Source organism: Agromyces sp. NPDC052230 (genome assembly GCF_040679595.1).
GTDB lineage: Bacteria > Actinomycetota > Actinomycetes > Actinomycetales > Microbacteriaceae > Agromyces.
Map to the genome: position 1 here is coordinate 245,540 of NZ_JBFAVC010000002.1, position 23,543 is coordinate 269,082.

22 protein-coding genes are annotated in these 23,543 nt (G+C 68.9%); 15 read left to right on the forward strand and 7 right to left on the reverse strand.

Annotation, left to right across the window (positions count from 1 at the left end; genetic code table 11):
* Window positions 1-3: 3 nt before the first annotated feature.
* The 9 genes from uvrC (at window position 4) to AB0K73_RS06405 (ending at window position 8,561) form a co-directional block, all read left to right on the forward strand.
* Complete coding sequence (gene uvrC, locus AB0K73_RS06365) at window positions 4-1,995, forward strand: excinuclease ABC subunit UvrC (RefSeq protein WP_360511750.1); 1,992 nt, start codon at window positions 4-6, stop codon at window positions 1,993-1,995.
* Between the two features lie 36 nt (window positions 1,996-2,031).
* On the forward strand, window positions 2,032-2,910 hold the full coding sequence (gene rapZ / locus AB0K73_RS06370; RefSeq protein WP_360511752.1) for an RNase adapter RapZ: 879 nt from the start codon (window positions 2,032-2,034) through the stop codon (window positions 2,908-2,910).
* Between the two features lie 49 nt (window positions 2,911-2,959).
* Window positions 2,960-3,940 (forward strand): DNA-binding protein WhiA, encoded by a 981-nt coding sequence (gene whiA, locus AB0K73_RS06375; RefSeq protein ID WP_360511754.1) that lies wholly within the window; start codon window positions 2,960-2,962, stop codon window positions 3,938-3,940.
* Window positions 3,941-4,098: 158 nt separating this feature from the next.
* Window positions 4,099-4,725, forward strand: coding sequence for a superoxide dismutase (locus tag AB0K73_RS06380; protein WP_360511756.1), 627 nt, complete (start codon window positions 4,099-4,101; stop codon window positions 4,723-4,725).
* A 94-nt stretch (window positions 4,726-4,819) separates the two neighbouring features.
* Window positions 4,820-5,824, forward strand: a complete 1,005-nt coding sequence (gap, locus tag AB0K73_RS06385; RefSeq protein WP_360511758.1) for a type I glyceraldehyde-3-phosphate dehydrogenase — start codon at window positions 4,820-4,822, stop codon at window positions 5,822-5,824.
* Window positions 5,825-5,835: 11 nt separating this feature from the next.
* A complete protein-coding gene (locus AB0K73_RS06390) occupies window positions 5,836-7,050 on the forward strand; it encodes a phosphoglycerate kinase (protein WP_360511760.1) in 1,215 nt (404 codons plus the stop codon).
* Window positions 7,041-7,829 (forward strand): triose-phosphate isomerase, encoded by a 789-nt coding sequence (tpiA, locus tag AB0K73_RS06395; protein ID WP_360511762.1) that lies wholly within the window; start codon window positions 7,041-7,043, stop codon window positions 7,827-7,829. The genes AB0K73_RS06390 and tpiA overlap by 10 nt, the downstream gene beginning before the upstream one ends.
* 101 nt (window positions 7,830-7,930) lie before the next feature.
* Window positions 7,931-8,182 carry a preprotein translocase subunit SecG gene (gene secG / locus AB0K73_RS06400; protein WP_360511764.1) on the forward strand — a complete coding sequence of 84 codons (252 nt, stop codon included), beginning with the start codon at window positions 7,931-7,933 and terminating at the stop codon, window positions 8,180-8,182.
* Between the two features lie 10 nt (window positions 8,183-8,192).
* Complete coding sequence (locus AB0K73_RS06405; RefSeq protein WP_360511766.1) at window positions 8,193-8,561, forward strand: RNA polymerase-binding protein RbpA; 369 nt, start codon at window positions 8,193-8,195, stop codon at window positions 8,559-8,561.
* A 131-nt stretch (window positions 8,562-8,692) separates the two neighbouring features.
* On the opposite strand, the gene pgl is transcribed toward AB0K73_RS06405, so the two are convergent.
* The 6 genes from pgl to tkt are packed head-to-tail and all read right to left on the reverse strand — an operon-like array spanning window position 8,693 to window position 16,804.
* Window positions 8,693-9,463 carry a 6-phosphogluconolactonase gene (pgl, locus tag AB0K73_RS06410; protein ID WP_360511768.1) on the reverse strand — a complete coding sequence of 257 codons (771 nt, stop codon included), beginning with the start codon at window positions 9,461-9,463 and terminating at the stop codon, window positions 8,693-8,695.
* Complete coding sequence (locus AB0K73_RS06415; RefSeq protein WP_360511770.1) at window positions 9,460-10,419, reverse strand: glucose-6-phosphate dehydrogenase assembly protein OpcA; 960 nt, start codon at window positions 10,417-10,419, stop codon at window positions 9,460-9,462. The genes pgl and AB0K73_RS06415 overlap by 4 nt, the downstream gene beginning before the upstream one ends.
* Window positions 10,416-11,957 (reverse strand): glucose-6-phosphate dehydrogenase, encoded by a 1,542-nt coding sequence (gene zwf, locus AB0K73_RS06420; protein ID WP_360511772.1) that lies wholly within the window; start codon window positions 11,955-11,957, stop codon window positions 10,416-10,418. Before zwf ends, AB0K73_RS06415 begins: the two co-directional genes overlap by 4 nt.
* A 15-nt stretch (window positions 11,958-11,972) precedes the next feature.
* The gene (locus AB0K73_RS06425) at window positions 11,973-13,577 is read right to left on the reverse strand and encodes a glucose-6-phosphate isomerase (protein WP_360511774.1); all 1,605 of its coding nucleotides are present in this window, start codon (window positions 13,575-13,577) and stop codon (window positions 11,973-11,975) included.
* Window positions 13,574-14,686 carry a transaldolase gene (gene tal / locus AB0K73_RS06430; RefSeq protein WP_360511776.1) on the reverse strand — a complete coding sequence of 371 codons (1,113 nt, stop codon included), beginning with the start codon at window positions 14,684-14,686 and terminating at the stop codon, window positions 13,574-13,576. Before tal ends, AB0K73_RS06425 begins: the two co-directional genes overlap by 4 nt.
* 24 nt (window positions 14,687-14,710) lie before the next feature.
* Window positions 14,711-16,804 (reverse strand): transketolase, encoded by a 2,094-nt coding sequence (gene tkt, locus AB0K73_RS06435; RefSeq protein ID WP_360511778.1) that lies wholly within the window; start codon window positions 16,802-16,804, stop codon window positions 14,711-14,713.
* 324 nt (window positions 16,805-17,128) lie between these two features.
* On the opposite strand from tkt, the gene AB0K73_RS06440 reads away from it, so the two are divergent.
* Window positions 17,129-18,049, forward strand: a complete 921-nt coding sequence (locus AB0K73_RS06440) for a heme o synthase (RefSeq protein ID WP_360511780.1) — start codon at window positions 17,129-17,131, stop codon at window positions 18,047-18,049.
* Between the two features lie 120 nt (window positions 18,050-18,169).
* Here the strand turns inward: AB0K73_RS06440 and AB0K73_RS06445 are convergent, their stop codons facing one another.
* A complete protein-coding gene (locus tag AB0K73_RS06445; RefSeq protein ID WP_360511782.1) occupies window positions 18,170-19,114 on the reverse strand; it encodes a COX15/CtaA family protein in 945 nt (314 codons plus the stop codon).
* A gap of 242 nt (window positions 19,115-19,356) precedes the next feature.
* On the opposite strand from AB0K73_RS06445, the gene sufB reads away from it, so the two are divergent.
* The 5 genes from sufB to AB0K73_RS06470 all read left to right on the forward strand — a co-directional run bounded on the left by sufB (window position 19,357) and on the right by AB0K73_RS06470 (window position 23,472).
* A complete protein-coding gene (sufB, locus tag AB0K73_RS06450; RefSeq protein WP_360511784.1) occupies window positions 19,357-20,775 on the forward strand; it encodes a Fe-S cluster assembly protein SufB in 1,419 nt (472 codons plus the stop codon).
* Window positions 20,776-20,839: 64 nt separating this feature from the next.
* Complete coding sequence (gene sufD / locus AB0K73_RS06455) at window positions 20,840-21,994, forward strand: Fe-S cluster assembly protein SufD (protein ID WP_360511786.1); 1,155 nt, start codon at window positions 20,840-20,842, stop codon at window positions 21,992-21,994.
* A 1-nt stretch (window position 21,995) separates the two neighbouring features.
* Window positions 21,996-22,322, forward strand: coding sequence for a non-heme iron oxygenase ferredoxin subunit (locus tag AB0K73_RS06460; RefSeq protein WP_360511788.1), 327 nt, complete (start codon window positions 21,996-21,998; stop codon window positions 22,320-22,322).
* Between the two features lie 52 nt (window positions 22,323-22,374).
* Window positions 22,375-23,133, forward strand: a complete 759-nt coding sequence (sufC, locus tag AB0K73_RS06465) for a Fe-S cluster assembly ATPase SufC (RefSeq protein WP_360511790.1) — start codon at window positions 22,375-22,377, stop codon at window positions 23,131-23,133.
* Between the two features lie 9 nt (window positions 23,134-23,142).
* Window positions 23,143-23,472 carry a metal-sulfur cluster assembly factor gene (locus AB0K73_RS06470; RefSeq protein ID WP_360511792.1) on the forward strand — a complete coding sequence of 110 codons (330 nt, stop codon included), beginning with the start codon at window positions 23,143-23,145 and terminating at the stop codon, window positions 23,470-23,472.
* Window positions 23,473-23,543 lie beyond the last annotated feature (71 nt).

Genomic DNA, 23,543 nt, shown 5'->3' on the forward strand with positions numbered 1-23,543 from the left:
TCGATGAGCACAGCGTTACCGAAGAACGAGGGCGTTCCCTATCGCCCGAAGGCGGGGGAGATCCCCACCGCCCCGGGCGTCTATCGCTTCCGCGACGCCGAGCGACGCGTGCTGTACGTCGGCAAGGCGAAGAACCTGCGTTCGCGTCTGTCGAACTACTTCGCCCCCCTGCACACGCTGCACGAGCGCACGCGGCGAATGGTCACGAGCGCCGCCTCCGTGGAGTGGACCGTCGTCCGCACCGACGTCGAGGCGCTGAACCTCGAGATCACGTGGATCAACGAGCTCAAGCCGCCGTTCAACGTGCGGTTCAAAGACGACAAGTCGTATCCGTACCTCGTGGTCACCCTTGCCGACGAGGCTCCCCGTGCGATGGTCTCCCGTCGGCGCGGCATCCCGGGGGCGCGGTACTTCGGCCCGTATCCGAAGGTGTGGGCCGTGAACGAGACGCTCGACCTGCTCATCAAGCTGTTCCCCATCCGTACGTGCAAAGACAGTGACTATCGTCGTGCCATCGCCTCGGGCAAGCCGTGCTTCGCCGGCCAGATCGGACGGTGCTACGGCCCCTGCTCGGGCCGGGTCACGATCGAGGAGCATCGGGCCAACGTCGACCGGTTCGTGGCGTTCATGCAGAATCAGGACCCCCGGATCCTCGACGACCTCGAGCGCGAGATGCGTTCTGCGGCCTCCGTGCAGGACTACGAGACCGCCGCGCGTCGGCGCGACCAGCTGCAGGCGGCGAGGGCCTTCTTCGAGAAGAGCGCGATGGTGCTCGGCGACCGCGTCGACATCGATGTCTTCGGCATCGAGCACGACGAGCTCGCCGCCGCGGTGCAGCTGTTCGTCGTGCGAGGCGGCCGGGTGCGCGGCGTGCACACCTGGACCGTCGACAAGGAGCTCGACGTACCGCTCACGGAGCTGGTCGACTCGGTCGTGCAGAACGCCTACGTCGACGGGCTCAACCCGGCCCGCGAGGTCGTGGTACCCGAGCTTCCCGACGACGCCGAGGCGCTCGAGTCGTGGCTCGCCACGCTCGCCGGCCGAAAGGTGCGGCTCCGCGCCGCGCAGCGTGGCGACAAGGCGGCACTGCTCCAGACCGCGACCCAGAACGCCAAGCAGTCGTTGATGCTCTACAAGACCCGGCGCAGCGCCGACTTCACGACCCGCTCCCGCGCCCTCGAGGACATCCAGGAGGCGCTCGGCATGGCCGACGCCCCGCTGCGCATCGAGTGCTTCGACGTGTCGCATCTCAGCGGCACCAACATCGTCGCCTCCATGGTCGTCTTCGAAGACGGGCTGCCTCGCAAAGACGAGTACCGCCGGTTCACCATCCCGAAGTCGACCGACGACACCGACTCCATCCACCAGGTGCTCACGAGACGTCTCGCCTATCTCTCGCCCGGTCGGGCGGATGTCGCGTCGAATGGCGGTGGCACGGGCGCCGCAGCGCCGCGAGCCGACGAGACAGCCGCGCCATCCGAGATGCCCGAGACATCCGAGGCATCCGAGACGACAGAGGCATCCGAACGACGGAAGAAATTCGCCTACCGGCCGAACCTCCTCGTCGTCGACGGCGGCCAGCCGCAGGTCGCCGCGGCGGCCCGCGCCCTCGAGGAGTCGGGCGTCGACGGCATCTACCTGTGCGGCATCGCCAAGCGGCTCGAGGAGATCTGGACGCCCGAGGCCGACTTCCCGGTGATCCTGCCGCGCAACAGCGACGCGCTCTTCCTCTTCCAGCGCGTGCGCGACGAGGCGCACCGCTTCGCTATTGCACATCAGCGCCAGCGGCGCAAGCGGGACATCGGCACCGTTCTCTCGGAGATTCCCGGGCTCGGCCCCGCACGCGTCAAGGAGCTGCTGCGGCACTTCGGCTCCGTCGCCCGGCTGCGGGCGGCGAACGAGGACGAGATCGCTGAGGTCAAGGGCATCGGGCCGACCCTCGCGGGCACCGTGCACGGGCACCTGCACGCCGATCGCGCGCCGGTGCCCCGGTAGGCTGGAGTGTCGACGCGCGGAAGGGGGCCCGAGACGATGGCAGCCGAGGCTGAGCAGCAACAAGAGGTGCTCATCGTCACCGGGATGTCGGGCGCGGGCCGGTCGACCGTCGGCAACGCCCTCGAGGACCTCGGCTGGTACGTGGTCGACAACCTCCCGCCGCAGATGCTCCGTCCCCTCGTCGAGCTGGTGGAGCGGGCGGGCGCGTCACTGCCCCGCATCGCCGCCGTCGTCGACGTGCGCGGGCGCGATTTCTTCTCGGAGCTGCAGGACATCATCCAGGCGCTTCGCACGGGCATCAGCGTGCGGGTCGTCTTCCTCGACGCCACCGACGCGGTCCTCGTGCGTCGCTTCGAGTCCGTGCGCCGCCCGCACCCCCTGCAGGGCAACGGCACGATCCTCGACGGCATCGAGGCCGAGCGCACCCGCCTCACCGAGCTCCGCGAGTCGAGCGACATCGTCGTCGACACCTCCGACCTCAACATCCACCAGCTCGCAACCCTCATCACCGAGACCTTCGCCGAGGAGGGCCGCGCGGGACTCCAGGTGACCATCCTGAGCTTCGGATTCAAGTACGGACTCCCCGCCGACGCCGACCTCGTCGCCGACGCACGATTCCTGCCGAACCCGTTCTGGATCCCCGAACTGCGCCATCTGAGCGGCGAGGACGCCGCCGTCTCCGACTACGTGTTGAGCAGGCCGGGGGCGCGCGAGTTCATCGACGCGTACGCGACGGCGCTCGAACCGGTGCTGGCCGGCTACCAGCGGGAGAACAAGCGGCATGCGACGATCGCGGTCGGCTGCACCGGCGGCAAGCACCGATCGGTGGCGATCGTCCGCGAGCTCGCGAAGCGCCTCGATCAGATGCCCGGCGTGGTGGTGAACGTGAAGGATCGCGATCGGGGCCGCGAATGACGGCCTGGCGACACGATGACGAGTCGATCGACCGAGGAGAGGACGTGACGTGGCACTGACGGCCGACGTGAAAGAGGAGCTCGCGCGGGTCGAGGTGTCGAAGACGAGCGTTCGGGCAGCCGAGCTGGCCTCGGTGCTCCGATTCGCCGGAGGGCTGCACATCATCTCCGGGCGCATCGCGATCGAGGCCGAGGTCGACTCGCCCACGATCGCCCGGCGCGTGACGCGCGACCTCGGCGAGCTCTACGGCGTGCGGCCGGATGTCTCGGTCATCTCGCCCTCGGGCATCCGCCGCTCGAACCAGTACCTCGTGCGCGTGCTCGACGGCGGCGAGACCCTCGCACGGCAGACGGGCCTGCTCGATGCCCGTCGTCGTCCCGTGCGTGGACTGCCGAACAAGCTCACGACCGGCTCGCGCGACGATGTCGCCGCGGTCTGGCGGGGGGCGTTCCTCGCCCACGGCAGCCTCACCGACCCCGGCCGTTCGGCGGCGCTCGAGGTCACGTGCCCGGGCAACGAGACGGCCATGGCGCTCGTGGGCGCCGCCGGTCGCCTCGGCATCTCGGCGAAGGCGCGCGAGGTCCGCGGGGTGCACCGCGTCGTCATCCGCGACGGCGAGGCCATCAGCGCGATGCTCGCGCTCATGGGAGCGACCGACACGGTGCGCAACTGGGAGGAGCTCCGTCAGCGCCGCGAGGTGCGGGCCACGGCCAATCGCCTGGTCAACTTCGACGACGCCAACCTCCGTCGCTCCGCGCAGGCGGCGGTCGCGGCGTGCGCACGCGTCGAACGCGCAATGGAGCTGCTCGGTGACGACATCCCCGAGCACCTGCGCTACGCCGGTGAGCTCCGCCTGGCGCATCGCGACGCGAGCCTCGATGAGCTCGGCCACCACGCCGACCCGCCGATGACGAAAGACGCCGTCGCGGGCCGCATCCGCCGGCTCCTCGCAATGGCCGACAAGCGCGCGGTGGAACTGGGCGTTCCGGGCACCGAGGCGAGCCTCCCCGCCGACCTCGACGACGTCTGACGTCGCCCCTTCGAGCGAGCGGATGCCGCAGCATCCGCTGTCCTGCACGCCATGCGTCAACCCCATCGCTCCATTCGGGCCCGGGCATAGACTCGACCATGCAGCCGCGGAACACCGGGCAGGAGCTCGGCAGGCCCGGCATCTGACAAGGAGAAGCAATGGCTGACTACACCCTCCCCGATCTGCCCTACGACTACTCGGCGCTCCAGCCGGCGATCAGCGGCACGATCATGGAGCTGCACCATTCGAAGCACCACCAGGCCTACGTGACCGGTGCCAACACGGCCCTCGAACAGCTCGCCGAGGCGCGCGATTCGGGCAATCTCGCCAACGTCAACAAGCTCGAGAAGGACCTCGCGTTCAACCTCGGCGGCCACGTGAACCACTCGATCTTCTGGACCAACCTCTCGCCCGACGGCGGCGACAAGCCCACCGGCGATCTCGCCTCGGCGGTCGACGACCAGTTCGGGTCGTTCGACCAGTTCCAGGCCCACTTCACCGCGACCGCGCTCGGCGTGCAGGGCTCAGGGTGGGCGGTGCTCGCCTGGGATTCCATCGGGCAGCGGCTCATCGTGCTGCAGTTCTTCGACCAGCAGTCGAACATGCCCGCGGGCGTCGTGCCGCTCCTCATGCTCGACGTGTGGGAGCACGCCTACTACCTCGACTACAAGAACGTCCGGGCCGATTACGTGAAGGCGTTCTGGACCATCGTCAACTGGGAGAACGTGCAGCAGCGCCTCGCGAACGCACGCGAGAAGACCTCAGGGCTGCTGCTACTGTCATAGCGAGTGAGTCCCCGGGTGCATGCCCGGGGACGCACTCACGGCCCGATCAGCACCTTGCAAACGCGCTCTCGCGCTCGTTGAACAGGAGACTTCCGTGTCCGTCAAGATCGGCATCAACGGCTTCGGCCGCATCGGCCGCAACTACTTCCGCGCCGCCCTGGCCCAGGGCGCCGACCTCGAGATCGTCGCGGTGAACGACCTCACCGACAACAAGACCCTCGCTCACCTGCTGACGTTCGACTCCGTGCTCGGCCGTCTCGACGCGACGGTCGACTACGACGACGAGCACATCATCGTCGATGGCAAAGCGATCCGCGCCTTCGCGGAGCGCGACCCGGCGAACCTGCCCTGGGGCGAGCTCGGCGTCGACATCGTGATCGAGTCGACGGGCTTCTTCACGAAGGCCGCCGACGCACGCAAGCACCTCGACGCGGGTGCCAGGAAGGTCCTCATCTCGGCACCGGCCAAAGACGAGGACGCCACGTTCGTGATGGGGGTGAACGAGCAGACCTACGATCCCGAGAATCACCACATCATCTCGAACGCCTCGTGCACGACCAACTGCCTCGCACCCCTGGCGAAGGTGTTCAACGACGCGTTCGGCATCGAGCGTGGCCTCATGACGACGGTGCATGCGTACACGGCCGACCAGAACCTCCAGGACGGCCCTCACAAGGACCTCCGTCGGGCTCGCGCGGCCGCGATCAACATCGTCCCCACCACGACCGGTGCGGCGAAGGCCATCGGCCTCGTGCTTCCCGAGCTCGTCGGCAAGCTCGACGGGTTCGCGCTGCGCGTGCCGGTGCCCACGGGCTCGATCACCGACCTCACCGTCGTCTCATCGCGTCCGGTGACCGTCGACGAGGTGAAGGCCGCCTACCGGGCCGCGGCTGAGGGACCGATGGCGGGCATCCTCAAGTACAGCGAAGACGAGCTGGTGTCGAGCGACATCGTGTCCGACCCGTACTCCTGTATCTTCGACTCCGGGCTCACCCGGGTGATCGGCGACCAGGTGAAGCTGTCGGGGTGGTACGACAATGAATGGGGCTACTCCAACCGTCTCGTCGATCTGACCGAATACGTGGCCGAGCGCCTCTGAAACGAGTGAATGTGACCCTGCGAACGATCGCGTCCCTCGGTCCGCTCGCCGGCAAACGCGTCGTCGTCCGTTGTGACCTGAACGTGCCCCTCAAGGGCGAGGTCATCACGGACGACGGCCGTGTGCGGGCGTCGGTGCCGACCATCCAGGCCCTCACCGGCCAAGGAGCCCGCGTGATCGTGGTCTCCCATCTGGGCAGGCCAGAGGGCGCCCCCGACCCGAAGTACAGCCTTGCGCCCGTGGCGACGCGCCTGGGCGAGCTGCTGGAGGTGCCGGTCGCCTTCGCGTCCGACACCGTCGGTGCGGATGCCGCGGCCAAGGTCGAGGCGCTCGGCGACGGCGAGGTGCTCGTGCTCGAGAACCTCCGCTTCAACCCGGGCGAGACCTCGAAGAACGAGGCCGAACGCACCGCGTTCGCGGGCGAGCTCGCCGGATTCGCGGACGCCGTCGTCTCCGACGGCTTCGGCGTCGTGCACCGCAAGCAGGCGAGCGTCTTCGAGCTCGAGGAGCTGCGGCCGAGCGCGGCCGGGCTCCTCATCGCCTCGGAGCTCGACGTGCTCGACCGACTGACGGAGTCGCCCGAGCGGCCGTACACGGTCGTGCTCGGCGGGTCGAAGGTGTCTGACAAGCTCGGCGTCATCGCCCACCTGCTTCCGCGCGTCGACACCCTCCTGATCGGCGGCGGCATGCTGTTCACGTTCCTCGCCGCGCAGGGCCACAAGGTCGGGTCGAGCCTCCTCGAGGCCGACCAGATCGAGACGGTGAAGGGCTACCTCGCCGAGGCTGAGGAGCGCGGCGTCTCGATCGTGCTGCCCACCGATGTCGTGGTGGCCGCGTCGTTCTCGGCCGACGCCGCGCACGTCGTCACCGCGGCGGACGCCATCGAGGGGACGCCCTTCGGGGCATCCGGCCTCGGGCTCGACATCGGCCCCGAGACGGCGTCGGCGTTCGCCGCCCGCATCCGCGACTCCAAGACGGTCTTCTGGAACGGGCCCATGGGCGTCTTCGAGCTGCAGCCGTTCGCGGCGGGTACGCGCGCCGTCGCGGAGGCACTCACCGACGTCGACGGCCTCAGCGTCGTCGGCGGTGGCGATTCAGCCGCGGCCGTGCGCCAGCTCGGGTTCGCCGACGACGCATTCGGACACATCTCGACCGGCGGAGGCGCGAGCCTCGAGTTCCTCGAGGGTAAGAAGCTCCCCGGACTGGAGGTCCTCGGATGGCAGTGAAGCGCACCCCGTTCATCGCAGGCAACTGGAAGATGAACCTCGACCACCTGCAGGCGATCGCGTTCGTGCAGAAGCTCGCATGGGGCCTCGCCGACGCGAAGCACGACCTCGCCGATGCCGAGGTGGCCGTGTTCCCGCCGTTCACCGACCTCCGTTCGGTGCAGACCCTCGTGGCTGCCGACTCCCTGCCCATCGCGTTCGGCGCGCAGGATGTCTCGGCCCACGATTCGGGCGCCTACACGGGCGAGATCTCGGGCGCGTTCCTCGGGCAGCTCGGCTGCACCTACGTCATCATCGGCCACTCCGAACGGCGGACCCTGCACGCGGAGTCCGACGCCGACGTGAACGCGAAGGTGCTCGCCGCGCACCGGCACGGCCTCGTGCCCGTCGTGTGCGTGGGCGAGACGGCCGCAGATCTGGAGGCCCACGGCCCGAGCGCCGTGCCCGTCTCGCAGCTGCGTGCCGCGCTCGACGGGATCGACGGGTCGAAGGGCCTCGTCGTGGCGTACGAGCCGGTCTGGGCGATCGGTTCAGGTCAGGCGGCGACCCCCGAGCAGGCCGAGCAGGTCTGCGCCGCACTACGCGAGCTCATCGGCGAACTGCTCGGCGACGAGGTGGCCGCCGGCACGCGCATCCTCTACGGCGGTTCGGTGAAGGCGTCGAACATCGCGTCGTTCCTCCGCGAGCCGAACGTCGACGGTGCCCTCGTGGGCGGCGCCAGCCTCGACATCGACGAGTTCACGAGCATCGTCCGGTTCAAGAAGCACGTCGGCGCGTGACATCCGGTCGCTACCCGTGGAGAGTTCCCCGGGCGGCGGCTGACGTCCCGTTATACTGATTGACGGCTCGACCCACTGTGTCGTGCCCGGAAAGGTTCACCGTGGAGATTCTCCAGGTCGTCCTGCAGGTGTTGCTCGGTCTCACGAGCATCCTGCTGACACTGCTCATCCTGCTGCACAAGGGTCGCGGCGGCGGTCTGTCCGACATGTTCGGCGGCGGCGTCACGTCCAACCTCGGCGCGTCGGGCGTGGCGGAACGCAACCTGAATCGCATCACGATCATCCTCGGACTGGTGTGGGTGACGTGCATCGTGCTGCTCGGGCTCCTCACCAAGTTCGACGCAGGAATCTGACGGGAGAGACATGGCATCCGGAAACAGCGCCATCCGAGGCTCGCGTGTTGGCGCCGGCCCGATGGGAGAGCAGGATCGCGGCTTCCACGCCGACCGCGTCGCCGTGAGCTACTGGGACGCCCAGGGCAACGAGACGGTGCGCTACTTCGCGGCCAACCTGCCCGAAGAGGAGATCCCCGACATCATCGACAGCCCCTCCACCGGCCTGCCGGCCGGTCGCGACAAGGAGAACCCGCCGTCGGTGTCGAAGCTCGAGCCGTACAAGACGCACCTCGCCTACGTGAAGGAGCGCCGCACCGACGAAGAGGCCGCGGCACTCCTCGACGAGGCGCTCACGCAGCTGCGCGCCCGCCGCGGGCAGGCGGCACCGCAGGACTGACGTTCGAACCCACGGGTTCGAGAAGGGGGCCAGCCGTTCGGCTTGCCCCCTTCGTCGTCGATAGCGACGTCGTCGCCGACGGCGGCGGCGTCGCCGACGGCGGCGGCGAGCGCGGCTCGCCGACCCTCGGCTCAGTCGTCTCGCGTGATGAGTCCCTCGGGCACCTCGGCCGCGGCATCCGCATCGATGAAGAACACCGTGCGTCGGCGGCCCTTGATGCCGGCGACCGGCACCTCGTCGCGACTGGCTCCGGCGAGGGCGAGGCCGAGAGCCGACGCCTTGTCGGCGCCCGCCAGCACGAGCCAGACGCGCTGCGACGAGTTCAGCACCGGGCGCGTGAGGCTCAGGCGCTCGGGCGGAGGCTTCGGCGAGTTGCGCACCGGGATGACCGTGCGATCGGTCACCTGGATGTCCGAGCGGTGCGGGAAGAGCGAGGCGATGTGCCCGTCGGGGCCGACGCCGAGGAACGTGATGTCGAAGATCGGATGCGGGAGTCCGTCGACCCCGTGCTTCGAGAGTTCTGCCGCATACACGTCGACGGCCTCGTCGAGCGAGAGCCCGGCATCGGAGGCCGGGAACGGATGCACGTTCTCGTCGGGCACATCGAGGTCGTCGAGCAGCGCCTCCCGCGACTGACGGTCATTGCGGTCGACATCACCCGCGGGCACCCAGCGCTCGTCGCCCCACCAGAAGTGCACGCGCGACCAGTCGATGGAGGTGCGGGCGGGCGAAGCGGCGACGGACTCGAGCACGGCGGACCCCATGGAGCCGCCGGTGAGCACGACATGGGCGACGGCCTGCGCGTCGAGGATGTCGAGCATCTTCGTGATGAACCGCGCGGCGACCGAACTCGCCAACGACGCCTTGTCGGGATGGACGAGCACGCGTCGTTCACTGGTCATGCAGGGACTCCTTCGGCCTCCGTGGCATCGAGGAGCTCGAGACCCCTCGTGATCACCTCACCGTACAACTCATCGGGGTCGAGACGACGGAGTTCATCGGCGAGGCAGTCGCGGAGGCTGCGGCGGGGGAGTGCGAGGTCGTGCACCGGCTGTCCGGGCTGTCGGAGCGTGGCGATGCCGGGCACGTCGCGCACGAGTTCGATGGCGCCGCCCGCTCGCTCGAGGTGCACACCGTGGATGCCGTGCGATCCACCGTCGGCGCTGGTGAGCACGCACGTGCTGTACGCCTCGAGCTGCAGGCGCAGCCAGGCGGCCAGGAGGGTCGTCGACGGGGAGTCGATCGCGCCGGTCACCCGCACGGCGGTGACGGGTTCGTACGGCGGCTGGTCGAGCACCGCGGCGAGCTGCGCCCGCCAGAGCGTGAGCCTTGTCCAGGCGAAGTCGGCGTCGCCCGGTCGGTAGTTCTCGGCGAGGGCGTGCAAGGCGGCCTGCGGGTCGTTCTGCGTCGAGGCATCCGTGATCCGGCGGTGGGCGATGCGGCCGAGCGGTGCTTCGGCGGGGATGGCCGGGGCCCTGCCCGGCCACCACGTGACGACCGGAGCATCGGGAAGCAGCAGGCCCATCACCAGGCTCTCCTCGTCGAGCGCGGCGTCACCGCGCACTCGCAGCACGATCACCTCGCTCGCGCCCGCGTCGCCGCCGACGCGGATCTCCGCGTCGAGGCGCGATGCCGCGTCGGCCGGCTGGCCGGGGTCGGTCGAGACCACGATGACGCGCATCGGATGCTCCCGCGACGCGTCGTTCGCGGCCTCGATGGCCTCCTCTTCGCCACCGGCTGCCGTCGCGATCACGAGGGTCAGTACGCGCCCGAGGGCGACGACGCCGCCCTCCTCGCGGATCTTGACGAGTGTCTTCGAGATCTGGCTCGTGGTGGTGTGGGGCAGGTCGACGATCATGGGCGTCTCCAGCTTCGTCCGTCGCGGGCGAGCAGTTCGTCGGCTGAGGCCGGTCCCCAGGTGCCTGGCCGGTACTGCTGGGGGCGGCCCTGGGTGGCCCAGAACTCCTCGATGGGGTCGAGGATCTTCCAGGAGAGCTCGACCTCCTCCTGGCGCGGGAAGAGGGGCGGGTCGCCGAGGAGCACGTCGAGGATGAGCCGCTCGTACGCCTCGGGGCTCGCCTCGGTGAAGGCGTGGCCGTAGCCGAAGTCCATCGTGACGTCGCGTACCTGCATGCCCGCGCCCGGTACCTTCGAGCCGAACCGGATGGTCACGCCCTCGTCGGGCTGCACGCGGATCACGAGGGCGTTCTGGCCGAGCTCGGAGGTCTGGCTGTCGGCGAACACCTGCTGCGGAGCGCGCTTGAAGACCACGGCGATCTCGGTGACCCGCCGGCCGAGTCGCTTGCCGGCACGGAGGTAGAAGGGCACTCCCGCCCACCGCCGGGTGCCGATCGTGAGCTTCACGGCGGCGTACGTCTCGGTGGTGGAGTCGGGGTTCATGCCGTCCTCCTCGAGGAAGCCGACGACCTTCTCGCCGCCCTGCCATCCACCGGAGTACTGGCCGCGCGCGGTTCCGATCGCGAGGTCCTCGGGCAGCCGCACGGCCGCCAGGATCTTCTCCTTCTCGGCACGCAGGTCGCCGGCCTCGAACGAGATCGGTTCCTCCATCGCCGTGAGCGCGAGCAGCTGCAGGAGGTGGTTCTGGATGACGTCGCGCGCCGCACCGATGCCGTCGTAGTAGCCGGCACGACCGCCGACGCCGATGTCCTCGGCCATCGTGATCTGCACGTGGTCGACGTAGTTGGCGTTCCAGATGGGCTCGTAGAGCTGGTTCGCGAAGCGCAGCGCCAGGATGTTCTGGACGGTCTCCTTGCCGAGGTAGTGGTCGATGCGGAACACGGAGTCGGGCGGGAACACCGACGCGACCACGTCGTTCAGCTCGCGGGCCGACTGCAGGTCGGACCCGAACGGCTTCTCGATGACGACGCGTCGCCACTGGTCGCCGTGCTGCTCGGTCAGACCCGACCGCTTCAGCTGTTCGGTGACGAGTGGGAACGACTTGGGCGGGATCGACAGGTAGAACGCATGGTTGCCCATGGTGCCGCGTTCGCGATCGAGTTGCTCCACGACCGCGTGCAGGCGGTCGAACGCGTCGTCGTCGTCGAAGTCGCCCTGCACGAAGCGGATGCCCTGCGCCAGCTGCGTCCACACGTCCTCGCGGAACTCGGTGCGTGCGTACTGCTTGACCGAGTCGTGCACGACCTGCTCGAAGTCTTCATCGGCCCAGTCGCGGCGCGCGAAGCCCACGAGGGCGAAGCCCGGGGGCAGCAGCCCTCGGTTCGCCAGGTCGTAGACGGCCGGCATCAGCTTCTTGCGCGAGAGGTCGCCCGTCACGCCGAAGATGATGAGGCTCGAAGGTCCCGCGATGCGGTTGAGGCGGTAGTCCTTCGGAGAGCGCAGCGGGTTGTGCTGCGCGGTGATTGCTGCGGGAGCCATCGGGTCCTCCCTCGATCAGCCCACGGCGTCGAACAGCGTCGCGATGTTCGCGGCGGGGTCGGTCAGCGTGAGCGTCAGAACCGGGCGACCGTGCTCGGCGAGCACGCTCGCGTCGCCGGAGGCCTGAGCCGCGATGAGCTGGCCGAAGGTGAACGGCCGCGCGGGGATCTCGAGGTCGGTGACCGGGACCTCCGTGATCTGCAGGAACACGCCGACGGCCGGGCCGCCCTTGTGGAACTGGCCCGTCGAGTGCAGGAAGCGGGGACCCCACCCGAAGGTGACGGGCCGTCCGGCCCTGGCCGCCAGAGCCTCCCGCAGCTCGGCGAGCTGGGGGTGCGCGACGCGGTCGACGTACGCCTGCACCGAGAGGTAGCCGTCAGCCGGCAGTTCCTCGAGCAGCACGTCGATCGCGGACGCCAGGTCGCTGGACGCACCGATCACGTCGGGCGTTCCGCGCACCTCGATGCCGTCGGCAACGAACGCCGCGGGCGCGGGCTCGGGGCGGGCATCGAGCAGGCCGCGCGCGGCGATCTTCGCGGATTCCACGTCGGGCTGGTCGAACGGGTTGATGCCCAGCAGTCGGCCGGCCACGGCCGTGGCGTACTCCCAGACCAGGAGTTGCGCACCGAGGGTGCCTGAGACGCGGATCTCGCCCGACGCGTCGTCGACGAAGATCTCGTCGCCGGCGTCGTCGACGAGGCGCACCACCTGCACGTCGGCGAGGTCGGTTGCGAGTTCGGGGGCATCCGTGTCGAGGACGACGGGGAGGATGCCCCTGCCCTCCTTGCCCGTGGACTCGGCGATGAGCTGCTCGGCCCAGTCGCCCAACCCCACGATGTGGGTGCCGTCGGCGACGATGGCGAGCTTGTCGCGCAGGGGCGTCGTCGCGGCGATGGCCGCGCCGAGGATGAGGCCGGGGTTCTCCTCCGTGTCGGTGGCGAGCGACAGCTCGATCGTCTCGGCTTCATCGAGGATCTCCGAGATGTCGACGCCGGCGAGACCCGACGGCACGAGGCCGAAGGCCGTGAGCGCGGAGTACCGGCCGCCCACCGTGGGGTCGGCGTTGAACACTCGGTAGCCCGCGGCGCGAGCCGACTCGTCGAGCGGCGAACCGGGATCGGTGACGACGATGATGCGCGTCGTCGGGTCGATGCCGGCGTCGCGGAAGGCCTGCTCGTATACACGGCGCTGGCTGTCGGTCTCGACCGTCGAACCCGACTTCGACGAGACGACGAGCGCGCTCGATGCCAGTCGATCGGCGAGGGCGGCACGAACTTGGCCCGGCTCGGTTGAGTCGAGCACGGTGAGCCCGACCCGGGCCGTGCGGGTGAGGACCTCTGGTGCGAGCGAGGATCCGCCCATGCCGGCGAGTACGATGTGGTCGACGCCGTCGGCCTCGAGCTGCTCGCGGAGCGCCTCGATCTCGGCAACGAGGGGACGCGAGACGGCGACCGCCTCGGTCCATCCGAGGCGCTTGGCGGCCTCCTCCTCGGCGGCCGGACCCCAGAGCGAGGCGTCCTGGCCGGTGATGCCGCTGCCGACGAGATCGGCGACCAGCTGGGGCACGACCCGGCGGACGGCCTCGGCGGCGGCGCCGCTGACCGAGATGCGGAAGCTCATCGGGCCGCCTCCAGCGCGGCGCGCACGGTCTCGAGCAGTTCGCCCCACGAGACGATGAACTTGTCGACGCCCTCACGCTCGAGTAGGGCCGTGACGTCGTCGTAGTCGACGCCGACCCGGGCGAGCGCATCCAGGACCTCGCCGGCTTCGGCGTAGGCGCCGGTCACCGTGTCGCCGGTGATCTCTCCGTGGTCGAAGGTCGCCTCGAGCGTCTTCTCGGGCATCGTGTTGACGACCCCGGGGGCGACGAGCTCGGTCACGTAGAGCGTGTCGGGCAGCGATGGGTCTTTGACCCCGGTCGACGCCCAGAGCGGCCGCTGGCGGTTCGCGCCGGCCTCGAGGAGAGCGGTGGCCCGCTCGTCGGCGAACGTCTGCTCGTACAGCTCGTAGGCGAGCCGGGCGTTCGCGATGCCGCCCTTGCTCTTCAGGGCGAGTGCCTCGTCGGTGCCGATGGCCTCGAGCCGCTTGTCGATCTCGGTGTCCACGCGGGACACGAAGAACGAGGCCACGGAGTGGATCGTGGAGAGGTCGATGCCGGCGGCCTTCGCCTGCTCGAGACCGGCGAGGTACGCCTCGATGACCTGGCGGTAGCGCTCGAGGCTGAAGATGAGCGTGACGTTGACGCTGATGCCGGCCGCCGTCGCCGCGGTGATCGCGTCGAGCCCCCCGAGGGTCGCGGGGATCTTGACCATGACGTTCGGCCGGTCGACGGTCGCCCACAGTTCCTTCGCCTGGGCGATCGTGCCCGCGGTGTCGCTCGCAAGGCCCGGCGCGACCTCGATCGAGACGCGTCCGTCGAAACCGCCGGTCGCGTCGTACGTCGGCCGGAGCACGTCGGCGGCGGTGCGCACGTCGTCGGTGATGATCTCGAACACGGCCGGTTCGAGGTCGGTTCCTGCCTCGGCGAGCGCGTGCAGGTGCTCCTCGTAACCGTCGCCCTTCGCGAGGGCGGTGGCGAAGATGGTGGGGTTCGTCGTCACGCCGACGACGTTCCGCTCGGCGATGAGCCGCTCGAGGCCGCCCGAGACGAGGCGCTCACGCGACAGGTCGTCGAGCCAGATGCTCACGCCGGCTGCGGACAGCGCGGCGGTGGGGGAGGTGCTGGACATGGGATTGTCTCCTTCGTGCACGCGTCAGTTCGACGCGAGCGTCTCTTTCGCGGCGGCGACGACGGCTTCGGTCGTGATGCCGAACTCGCGGAACAGGGTCTTGTAGTCGGCGGAGGCGCCGAAGTGCTCGATCGACACGCTCCGGCCGCGATCGCCGACGTAGCGGTGCCACGAGAGTGCGACCCCGGCCTCGACCGACACGCGGGCGGTCACCGAGGCGGGCAGGACGGACTCGCGGTAGGCGGCATCCTGCTCCTCGAACCACTCGAGGCTCGGAGCCGAGACGACGCGCGCCTGGATGCCCTCGGCGGCGAGCGCCTCGCGGGCCGCGACGGCGAGCTGCACCTCGGATCCGGTGGCGATGAGGATGACCTCGGGGGTGCCCGATGGCGCCTCGGCGAGCACGTAGGCGCCGCGAGCGAGGCCCGCGGCCGAGGCGAGCGTGTCACCGGATGCCTCGCCGTCGCCACGCTCGAACACGGGGATGTTCTGGCGGGTGAGCGCGATGCCCGCGGGGGCGTCGCGACGCTTCAGGATCTCGAGCCAGGCCTGCGCCACCTCGTTCGCGTCGGCGGGCCGGACCACGGTGAAGCCGGGGATGGCGCGGAGCGTCGCGAGCTGCTCGATGGGCTGGTGGGTGGGGCCGTCTTCGCCCAGGGCGACGGAGTCGTGCGTCCACACGAAGATCGAGGGCACCTTCATGAGCGCCGCGAGTCGCACGGCGGGGCGCATGTAGTCGCTGAAGATGAGGAACGTGCCGCCGAACGCGCGGGTCTTGCCGTGCAGCACGATGCCGTTCACGATCGCGGCCATGGCGTGCTCGCGGATGCCGAAGTGCAGCACCCGACCGAAGCGGTCGCCGCTGAACTCGTGCGTGGAGTGCTCGGAGGGGATGAACGAGGGTGCGCCGTTGACGGTCGTGAGGTTCGACTCGGCGAGGTCGGCCGAGCCACCCCAGAACTCGGGCAGCACGCCGGCGAGCGCGTTGATGACCTTGCCGGATGCCGCGCGCGTCGAGACCTCCGTGCCGCCCTCGAAGCTCGGCAGCACCGACTCGACGCCATCGGGGAGTTCGCCGGCCTCGAGGCGGTCGAGCAGCGCCTTGCGCTCGGGGTTGGCCTCGGCCCAGGCGTCGAACGCGGTCTGCCATTCGGCTCGCGCGGCCGCACCGCGCTCGCCTGCGGCACGGGCGTGCTCGAGGACGTCGTCGGCGACCGCGAAGGTCTGCTCGGGGTCGAAGCCGAGTACCTCCTTGGTGGCGGCGAGTTCGTCGGCGCCGAGCGCGGAGCCGTGGACCTTGCCGGTGTTCTGTTTGCCGGGGCTCGGCCAGCCGATGATGGTCTTGAGGATGATGATCGAGGGCTTCGCGATCTCGCCCTTCGCGGCCTCGATGGCCCGGTGCAACTCGGCGACGTCCTCGACGTACTCGCCGGTCTTCTTCCAGTCGACGGTCTGCACGTGCCAGCCGTAGGCGGCGTAGCGTTCCGCGACGTTCTCGGTGAAGGCGATGTTCGTGTCGTCCTCGATCGAGATCTGGTTGGAGTCGTAGATCACGACGAGGTTGCCGAGTTGCTGGTGTCCGGCGAGCGACGAGGCCTCGCTCGTCACGCCCTCCTGCAGGTCGCCGTCGCTCGCGATGACGTAGACGAAGTGGTCGAAGGGGCTCGTGCCCGCCGCGGCGTCGGGATCGAAGAGGCCGCGTTCGAAGCGTGCGGCGTAGGCGAACCCGACCGCCGAGGCGAGGCCCTGCCCGAGCGGCCCGGTCGTGATCTCGACGCCGTCGGTGTGGCCGTACTCGGGGTGACCGGGCGTCTTCGAACCCCAGGTGCGGAGGGCCTTTAGGTCGTCGAGCTCGAGGCCGTCGCCGGCGAGGTAGAGCTGCACGTACTGCGTGAGCGAGGAGTGGCCGGCCGAGAGGATGAAGCGGTCGCGGCCGAGCCAGCCGTGGTCGACCGGGTCGCGGCGCATCACCTTCTGGAAGAGGAGGTACGCGGCGGGCGCGAGGCTCATCGCCGTGCCGGGGTGCCCGTTCCCGACCTTCTCGACGGCGTCGGCCGCGAGGACGCGCGCCGTGTCGACCGCGCGGTCGTCGATGGGTTCCCATTGCAGAGTTGCCACGAGCTGATGTTCCTTCCGATCGTGACGGCGTCGGGAACCGTCGGGCCCGACCCGCCGAGGAGAGTGCGGCGCATTCCGCCAGGCCCCGGAGTCGCCCGGGCACGTGTTCGAAGGACGCCCGGTAGGCCGAACCCGCGGAGCCGGGCGCGCATTCCTCAAGTATATGGATGCGGGTGCACTCTATGACGGGGCGTGACTCACATGCCACTCCGCGAGATGTGAGGAGGAAAGCGCCTTCCGCCAGCGGCGTCGGCGGGCATGACCTAGAATCGTGTGGGGTCGCGCGAGTCTGGTCGAAACGTGCCCGCGCCCGGAAGAGGAACGATGCAGGCAGCCGTACACACCCGTGAGTCGCGCCCACCCATGACGGTTCGGCGCAAGCTCGCCGCCTACGTCGCACTCACGAAACCCCGCGTCATCGAACTGCTGCTCGTCGTCACGGCGCCGACGATGATCCTCGCCCAGAACGGCCTACCCGACCTGTGGTTGCTCGTGGCCACGCTCATCGGCGGCGCCATGAGCGCGGGCTCGGCCGGCGCGTTCAACTGCTACATCGACCGCGACATCGACCGCGTCATGAAGCGCACGCAGGGGCGTCCGCTCGTCACCGGCGAGCTCACCGACCGCGAGGCCATCGTGTTCGCCTACGGCCTCGGTGCGGCATCCATCGTCTGGCTCTGGGTCTTCACCAACTGGCTCGCCGCGCTGCTCTCGCTCGCCGCGATCCTCCTGTACGTCGTGTTCTACAGCCTCATCCTCAAGCGCCGCACCGCGCAGAACATCGTCTGGGGCGGCATCGCGGGCTGCATGCCGGTGCTCATCGGCTGGGCGGCCGTGACCGAGAGTCTCACCTGGGCGCCGTTCATCCTGTTCCTCATCATCTTCCTCTGGACGCCGCCGCACTACTGGCCGCTGTCGATGAAGTACCGCGAGGACTATGCGGCGGCCGGCGTTCCCATGCTCGCCGTCGTGCGCGGCCGCGCCCAGGTCGGACTGCAGGTCATCCTCTACGCGTGGGCGACCGTGGCGTGCTCGCTCCTGCTGATCCCGGTCGCCGGAATGGGCCTCGTGTACTCGGCGGTGGCGTTCGTCACCGGCGGGTGGTTCATCTACGAGACGCACCGCCTCTACAACCTCGCCATCCGGCACGAGCAGATCTCGCCGATGCGCGTGTTCCACGGCTCGATCGTGTACCTCTCGCTGCTGTTCCTCGCGATCGGCGTCGACCCGCTGCTGCCGTTCTAGCCCCTGCGGCTCAGCGTTAAGGTTGTGCAGGAGAAGTGCGGTGGGAGTCCCTGTGAGACAGGGATAGGGCCCAATTTCCTGCACGAGCTGACGCGCTGACGAGCTGATCCAGCCGCGAGCTCAGTGGGCGGATGCCGCGGCAGCCGCCTTCTCGGTGGATGCGGCGGCGGCGACCGGGCGCTTCAACCGCAGCACGACCACGGTCATGGTCGCGGCCATGAGCGCCGCGAGCACCATGTGGATGCCGACCGCGAGCGGGGGCAGGCCGTTGCGGGCCTGGTACAGGCCGACGGCGATCTGCACGATCACCACCGCGAGGAGTGCGACGACCCAGCGGAGCGTCGGAAGCTGCTGCCGCCACGCGGCGACGAGCAGCACGAGGGTCAGCACGAACAGCGCGTACCCGGGCCACGCGTGCACGTGCTCGAGCAGCTCGGAGTCGAACCCGGTGCGGCCGGCGTTCGCATCGCCCGAGTGCGGCCCGGAGCCCGTGGTGAGGATGCCGAACACGATGGTGAGTGCGAGCACACCCGTGGTGGCGTGCGTGAGACCCGCGTACCATCCGGGCACCGCCCGCTCGCGAGGGCCGGCGGCGGCGTTCATGCGCACGATGAAGGCGGCGGCGACGCACACGAGCAGGAGCGACGAGACGTAGTGGAAGCCGACGATGAAGGGGTTCAGCCCCGTCCAGACCGTGATCCCGCCGACGATCGCCTGTGCGACCACGCCGAGTCCCACGATCAGCGACAGCGTGAACAGGTCACGACGCTGCGCGCGCATGCGCCACACGAGGATGAAGAGCAGCAGCGCCACGATTCCGACGACGCCCGTCATGAGCCGGTTCCCGAACTCGATCAGCGAGTGGTAGGTGAGTTCGTCGGTGGGCACGAGCGAGTCGGCCGTGCAGGTCGGCCAGGTGGGACATCCGAGCCCCGAACCGGTGAGGCGCACGGCCCCGCCGGTCGCGATGATGGTGGTCTGCGCGATGAGGGAGAGCCACGCGACGACCCGCACGCGGCGGTCGATACGGTCGGGAAGCCACTCGGTGAATCGATTCACGCTCATCGGTCCTGATCCCGGGTCGGACTGTGACGGCACTGGGAGTACGGCCCGGGCGTCGGTGCGACCCTATAGACTTGAAGGGTTGGCGATCCCGCGAGGCGCGCGTCGTGCGCGATGCGGGTACCACGCCATCTTAGGTTCGCACTGGAGCCACCCGCACATCATCACCCACTCACCGAGCACCTCGACTCGCGAGGGGAATGAGCCGGACTGATAGCCGGTAGCGCGGGAGGAAAGAGGAGAGCATGACGGACGTACTGATCGACCGCCCAGAACTGGAAGGGCTCGGCACGTACGAGTTCGGCTGGGCCGACTCCGATGTCGCCGGCGCATCCGCCAGGCGCGGCATCTCGCCCGAGGTGGTCGCCGACATCTCGAAGCTCAAGGATGAACCCGAGTGGATGCTCCAACGCCGCCAGCGCGCGCTGCAGCTCTTCGAGCGCAAGCCCATGCCGACGTGGGGCGCAGACCTCTCCGAGATCGACTTCGACAACATCAAGTACTTCGTCCGCTCGACTGAGAAGCAGGCCCAGACCTGGGAAGACCTGCCCGACGACATCAAGAACACCTACGAGCGCCTCGGCATCCCCGAGGCCGAGCGCCAGCGGCTCGTGTCAGGCGTGGCCGCGCAGTACGAGTCCGAGGTGGTCTACCACCAGATCAACGAGGAGCTCGAGAGCAAGGGTGTCATCTTCATGGACACCGACACGGCGCTGAAGGAGCACCCCGAGTTCTTCGAGGAGTACTTCGGCACCGTCATCCCCGCGGGCGACAACAAGTTCGCCGCATTGAACACGGCCGTCTGGTCGGGCGGCTCCTTCGTCTACGTGCCGCCAGGCGTGCACGTCGAGATCCCGCTGCAGGCCTACTTCCGCATCAACACCGAGAACATGGGCCAGTTCGAGCGCACGCTGATCATCGCCGACGAGGGCAGCTACGTGCACTACATCGAGGGCTGCACCGCCCCGATCTACAAGAGCGACTCGCTGCACTCGGCCGTGGTCGAGATCATCGTGAAGAAGAACGCCCGCGTTCGCTACACGACGATCCAGAACTGGTCGAACAACGTCTACAACCTCGTCACCAAGCGGGCCACCGCCGGCGAGGGCGCCACCATGGAGTGGGTCGACGGCAACATCGGCTCGAAGGTCACGATGAAGTACCCGTCGATCTTCCTCATGGGCGAGCACGCCAAGGGCGAGACCCTCTCGGTCGCCTTCGCGGGCCCGGGCCAGCACCAGGACGCCGGCGCCAAGATGATCCATATGGCGCCGTACACGCAGTCGTCGATCGTCTCGAAGTCGATCGCCCGCGGCGGCGGTCGCGCCGGCTACCGCGGCGAGGTTCGGGTCGACGCGAACGCGCACCACTCGGCGAACACCGTGCGTTGCGATGCGCTGCTCGTCGACACCATCTCCCGCTCCGACACCTACCCCGCGATCGACATCCGGGTCGACGACGTGCACCTCGGCCACGAGGCGACCGTCTCGAAGGTGAGCGAGGAGCAGCTGTTCTACCTCATGTCCCGGGGAATCGCCGAAGACGAAGCCATGGCCATGATCGTGCGCGGATTCATCGAACCCATCGCGCGCGAGCTGCCGATGGAGTACGCGATGGAACTCAACAAGCTCATCGAGATGGGCATGGAAGGCAGTGTCGGATGACCTTCCTCCTGACGTCGAAAGGTAGTGTCGGCTGAGCATGACCGTCGCAACGCAGAGCACCGCTATGCCCACAACCGAACAGCACGGCTTCCGTCCCCACTCCGACGGCGCCTTCGTGCCCGTACAGACGCGCTCCGAGCGGTTCCGCTCAGTGAACGTCGACGACTTCGAGCCGGTGAACGGCCGCGAGCACGAGTGGAAGTACTCGCCCGTCGCGGTGTTCGCCGACCTCACCTCGGGTGAGCTCGACGGCTCCCGCGTCGAGATCGAGTCGACGGATGTCACGGGCGTCGACGTCTCGTGGATCAGCCGCGACGACGCCCGCATCGGCCGGGCCGGCGTCCCCGAGGAACGCGCCGCCGCGAACGCCTGGAGCTCCTTCGCCGAGGCGCTGCTCGTCTCCGTCTCCGGCGAGGACGAGAAGACGGTCATGATCACCCGGCACGACCTCGGCAGCACGCCGCGCGCCGCGCACACGGTGATCGAGGCCGCCCCGAACAGCCGCGGCATGGTCGTGCTCGGCGGCACCGGCGAGGCGCGCCTCAGCGAGAATGTCGAGATCATCGTCGGCGAGGGGGCATCCCTCACGATCGTCTCCCTCCAGGAGTGGAGCGACGACGCGGTGCACCTGGCGAGCCACTTCGCGCGCCTCGGCCGCGACTCCTTCCTCAAACACATCGTCGTCTCGCTCGGCGGCAAGGTCGTGCGGGTCAACCCGTCCACGCACCTCGCCGAGCAGGGCTCCGACGTCGAGGCGCTCGGCCTCTACTTCGCCGACGCCGGCCAGCACCTCGAGCAACAGGTCTTCGTGCACCACGACGCTCCGCACACTCGCTCGCGGGTGACCTACAAGGGCGCCCTGCAGGGCGTGGGCGCGCGCACCGTCTGGGTCGGCGATGTGCTGATCGGCAACACGGCGGCCGGCACCGACAGCTACGAGCAGAACCGCAACCTCGTGCTCACCGACGGCACGCGTGCCGACTCGGTCCCGAACCTCGAGATCGAGACGGGCGACATCGAGGGCGCCGGTCACGCGAGCGCGACCGGCCGTTTCGACGACGAGCAGCTCTTCTACCTCATGGCGCGCGGCATTGCCGAATCGGAGGCGCGCCGCCTCGTCGTCCGCGGGTTCCTCACCGAAATCGTCCAGAAGATCGGCTCGCCCGAGCTCGAGGAGCGGCTGAACGCCGCGCTCGAGGCCGAGCTGCAGGGGAGCTGACGTGGCATCCGTACGTGTCTGTGCGATCGAGGACCTCGGCGTGAACGAAGCGGCCCGCTTCGTGCTCGACGGCGTGCCGATCGCCGTCGTGAAGGATGCCGCGGGCGAGATCTTCGCCATCGGCGACACCTGCACCCACGGCGACATCTCCCTCTCCGAGGGGTTCGTCGAGGATGACACGCTCGAGTGCTGGGCCCACGGCTCCAAGTTCTCCCTCAAGACGGGCAAGCCGCTGACGCTTCCCGCGTACGAGCCCGTCCCGGTCTACCAGGTCGAGCTCAAGGACGGCGACGTCCACATCGACCCCACGGTCAAGCTGACCGTCTGAATCATCCGCTCAGGCCTGCGCGGCCGGCAACCGAAAGAGATCACCCACCACCATGTCCGTACTCGAGATCAAGAACCTCCACGTCAACGTCGAGACCGACCAGGGCATCCGTGAGATCCTGCGCGGCGTCGACCTCACCATCAACGAGGGCGAGATCCACGCCGTCATGGGCCCGAACGGCTCCGGCAAGTCGACGCTCGCCTACACGATCGCCGGTCACCCCAAGTACAAGGTCACCGAGGGCCAGATCCTCCTCGACGGCGAGAACGTCCTCGACATGACCGTCGACGAGCGGGCCCGCGCAGGGCTCTTCCTCGCCATGCAGTACCCCGTCGAGATTCCCGGCGTGACGGTCACGAACTTCCTCCGCACCGCCAAGACCGCGATCGACGGCACCGCACCCTCGGTTCGCACGTGGGTCAAGGACGTGCGCCAGTCGATGACGAACCTCCGCATGGACTCGAACTTCGCCGAGCGCAACGTCAACGAGGGCTTCTCGGGCGGCGAGAAGAAGCGCAACGAGATCCTGCAGCTCGAGCTGCTGAAGCCCCGGTTCGCGGTGCTCGACGAGACCGATTCGGGCCTCGACGTCGACGCGCTGAAGATCGTCTCGGAGGGCGTGAACCGCGCCATGGAGAACACCGGCCTCGGCATCCTGCTGATCACGCACTACACGCGCATCCTCCGGTACATCCACCCCGACTTCGTGCACGTGTTCGTCGCCGGCCGGATCGCCGAGCAGGGCGGCCCCGAACTCGCCGACCGCCTCGAGGAAGAGGGCTACGACCGCTACCTCGAGACCGCGAAGTAGACTGACAACATGGTCACCTCACTCGCTCCCGAGCGCTACGACCAGGTCGAAGAAGCGCTGAAAGATGTCATGGACCCCGAGCTCGGGGTCAATATCGTCGACCTCGGGCTGATCTACGACCTCGGCTGGGACGACGAGAACGACGCGCTCATCATCCACATGACGCTCACGAGCGCCGGATGCCCCCTCACCGACGTGATCGAGGAGCAGACCGCCGAGGCGCTCGACGGCGTCGTCGACGCCTTCCGCATCAATTGGGTGTGGATGCCGCCGTGGGGTCCCGAGCGCATCACCGACGACGGCCGCGACATGATGCGCGCCCTCGGCTTCGCGATCTGAGCCTTCGCGATCTGAGCCTCACGATCTGAGCGTCGCAGCTCGCGCCGAACGACTCCGGATGCCCCGTGCCC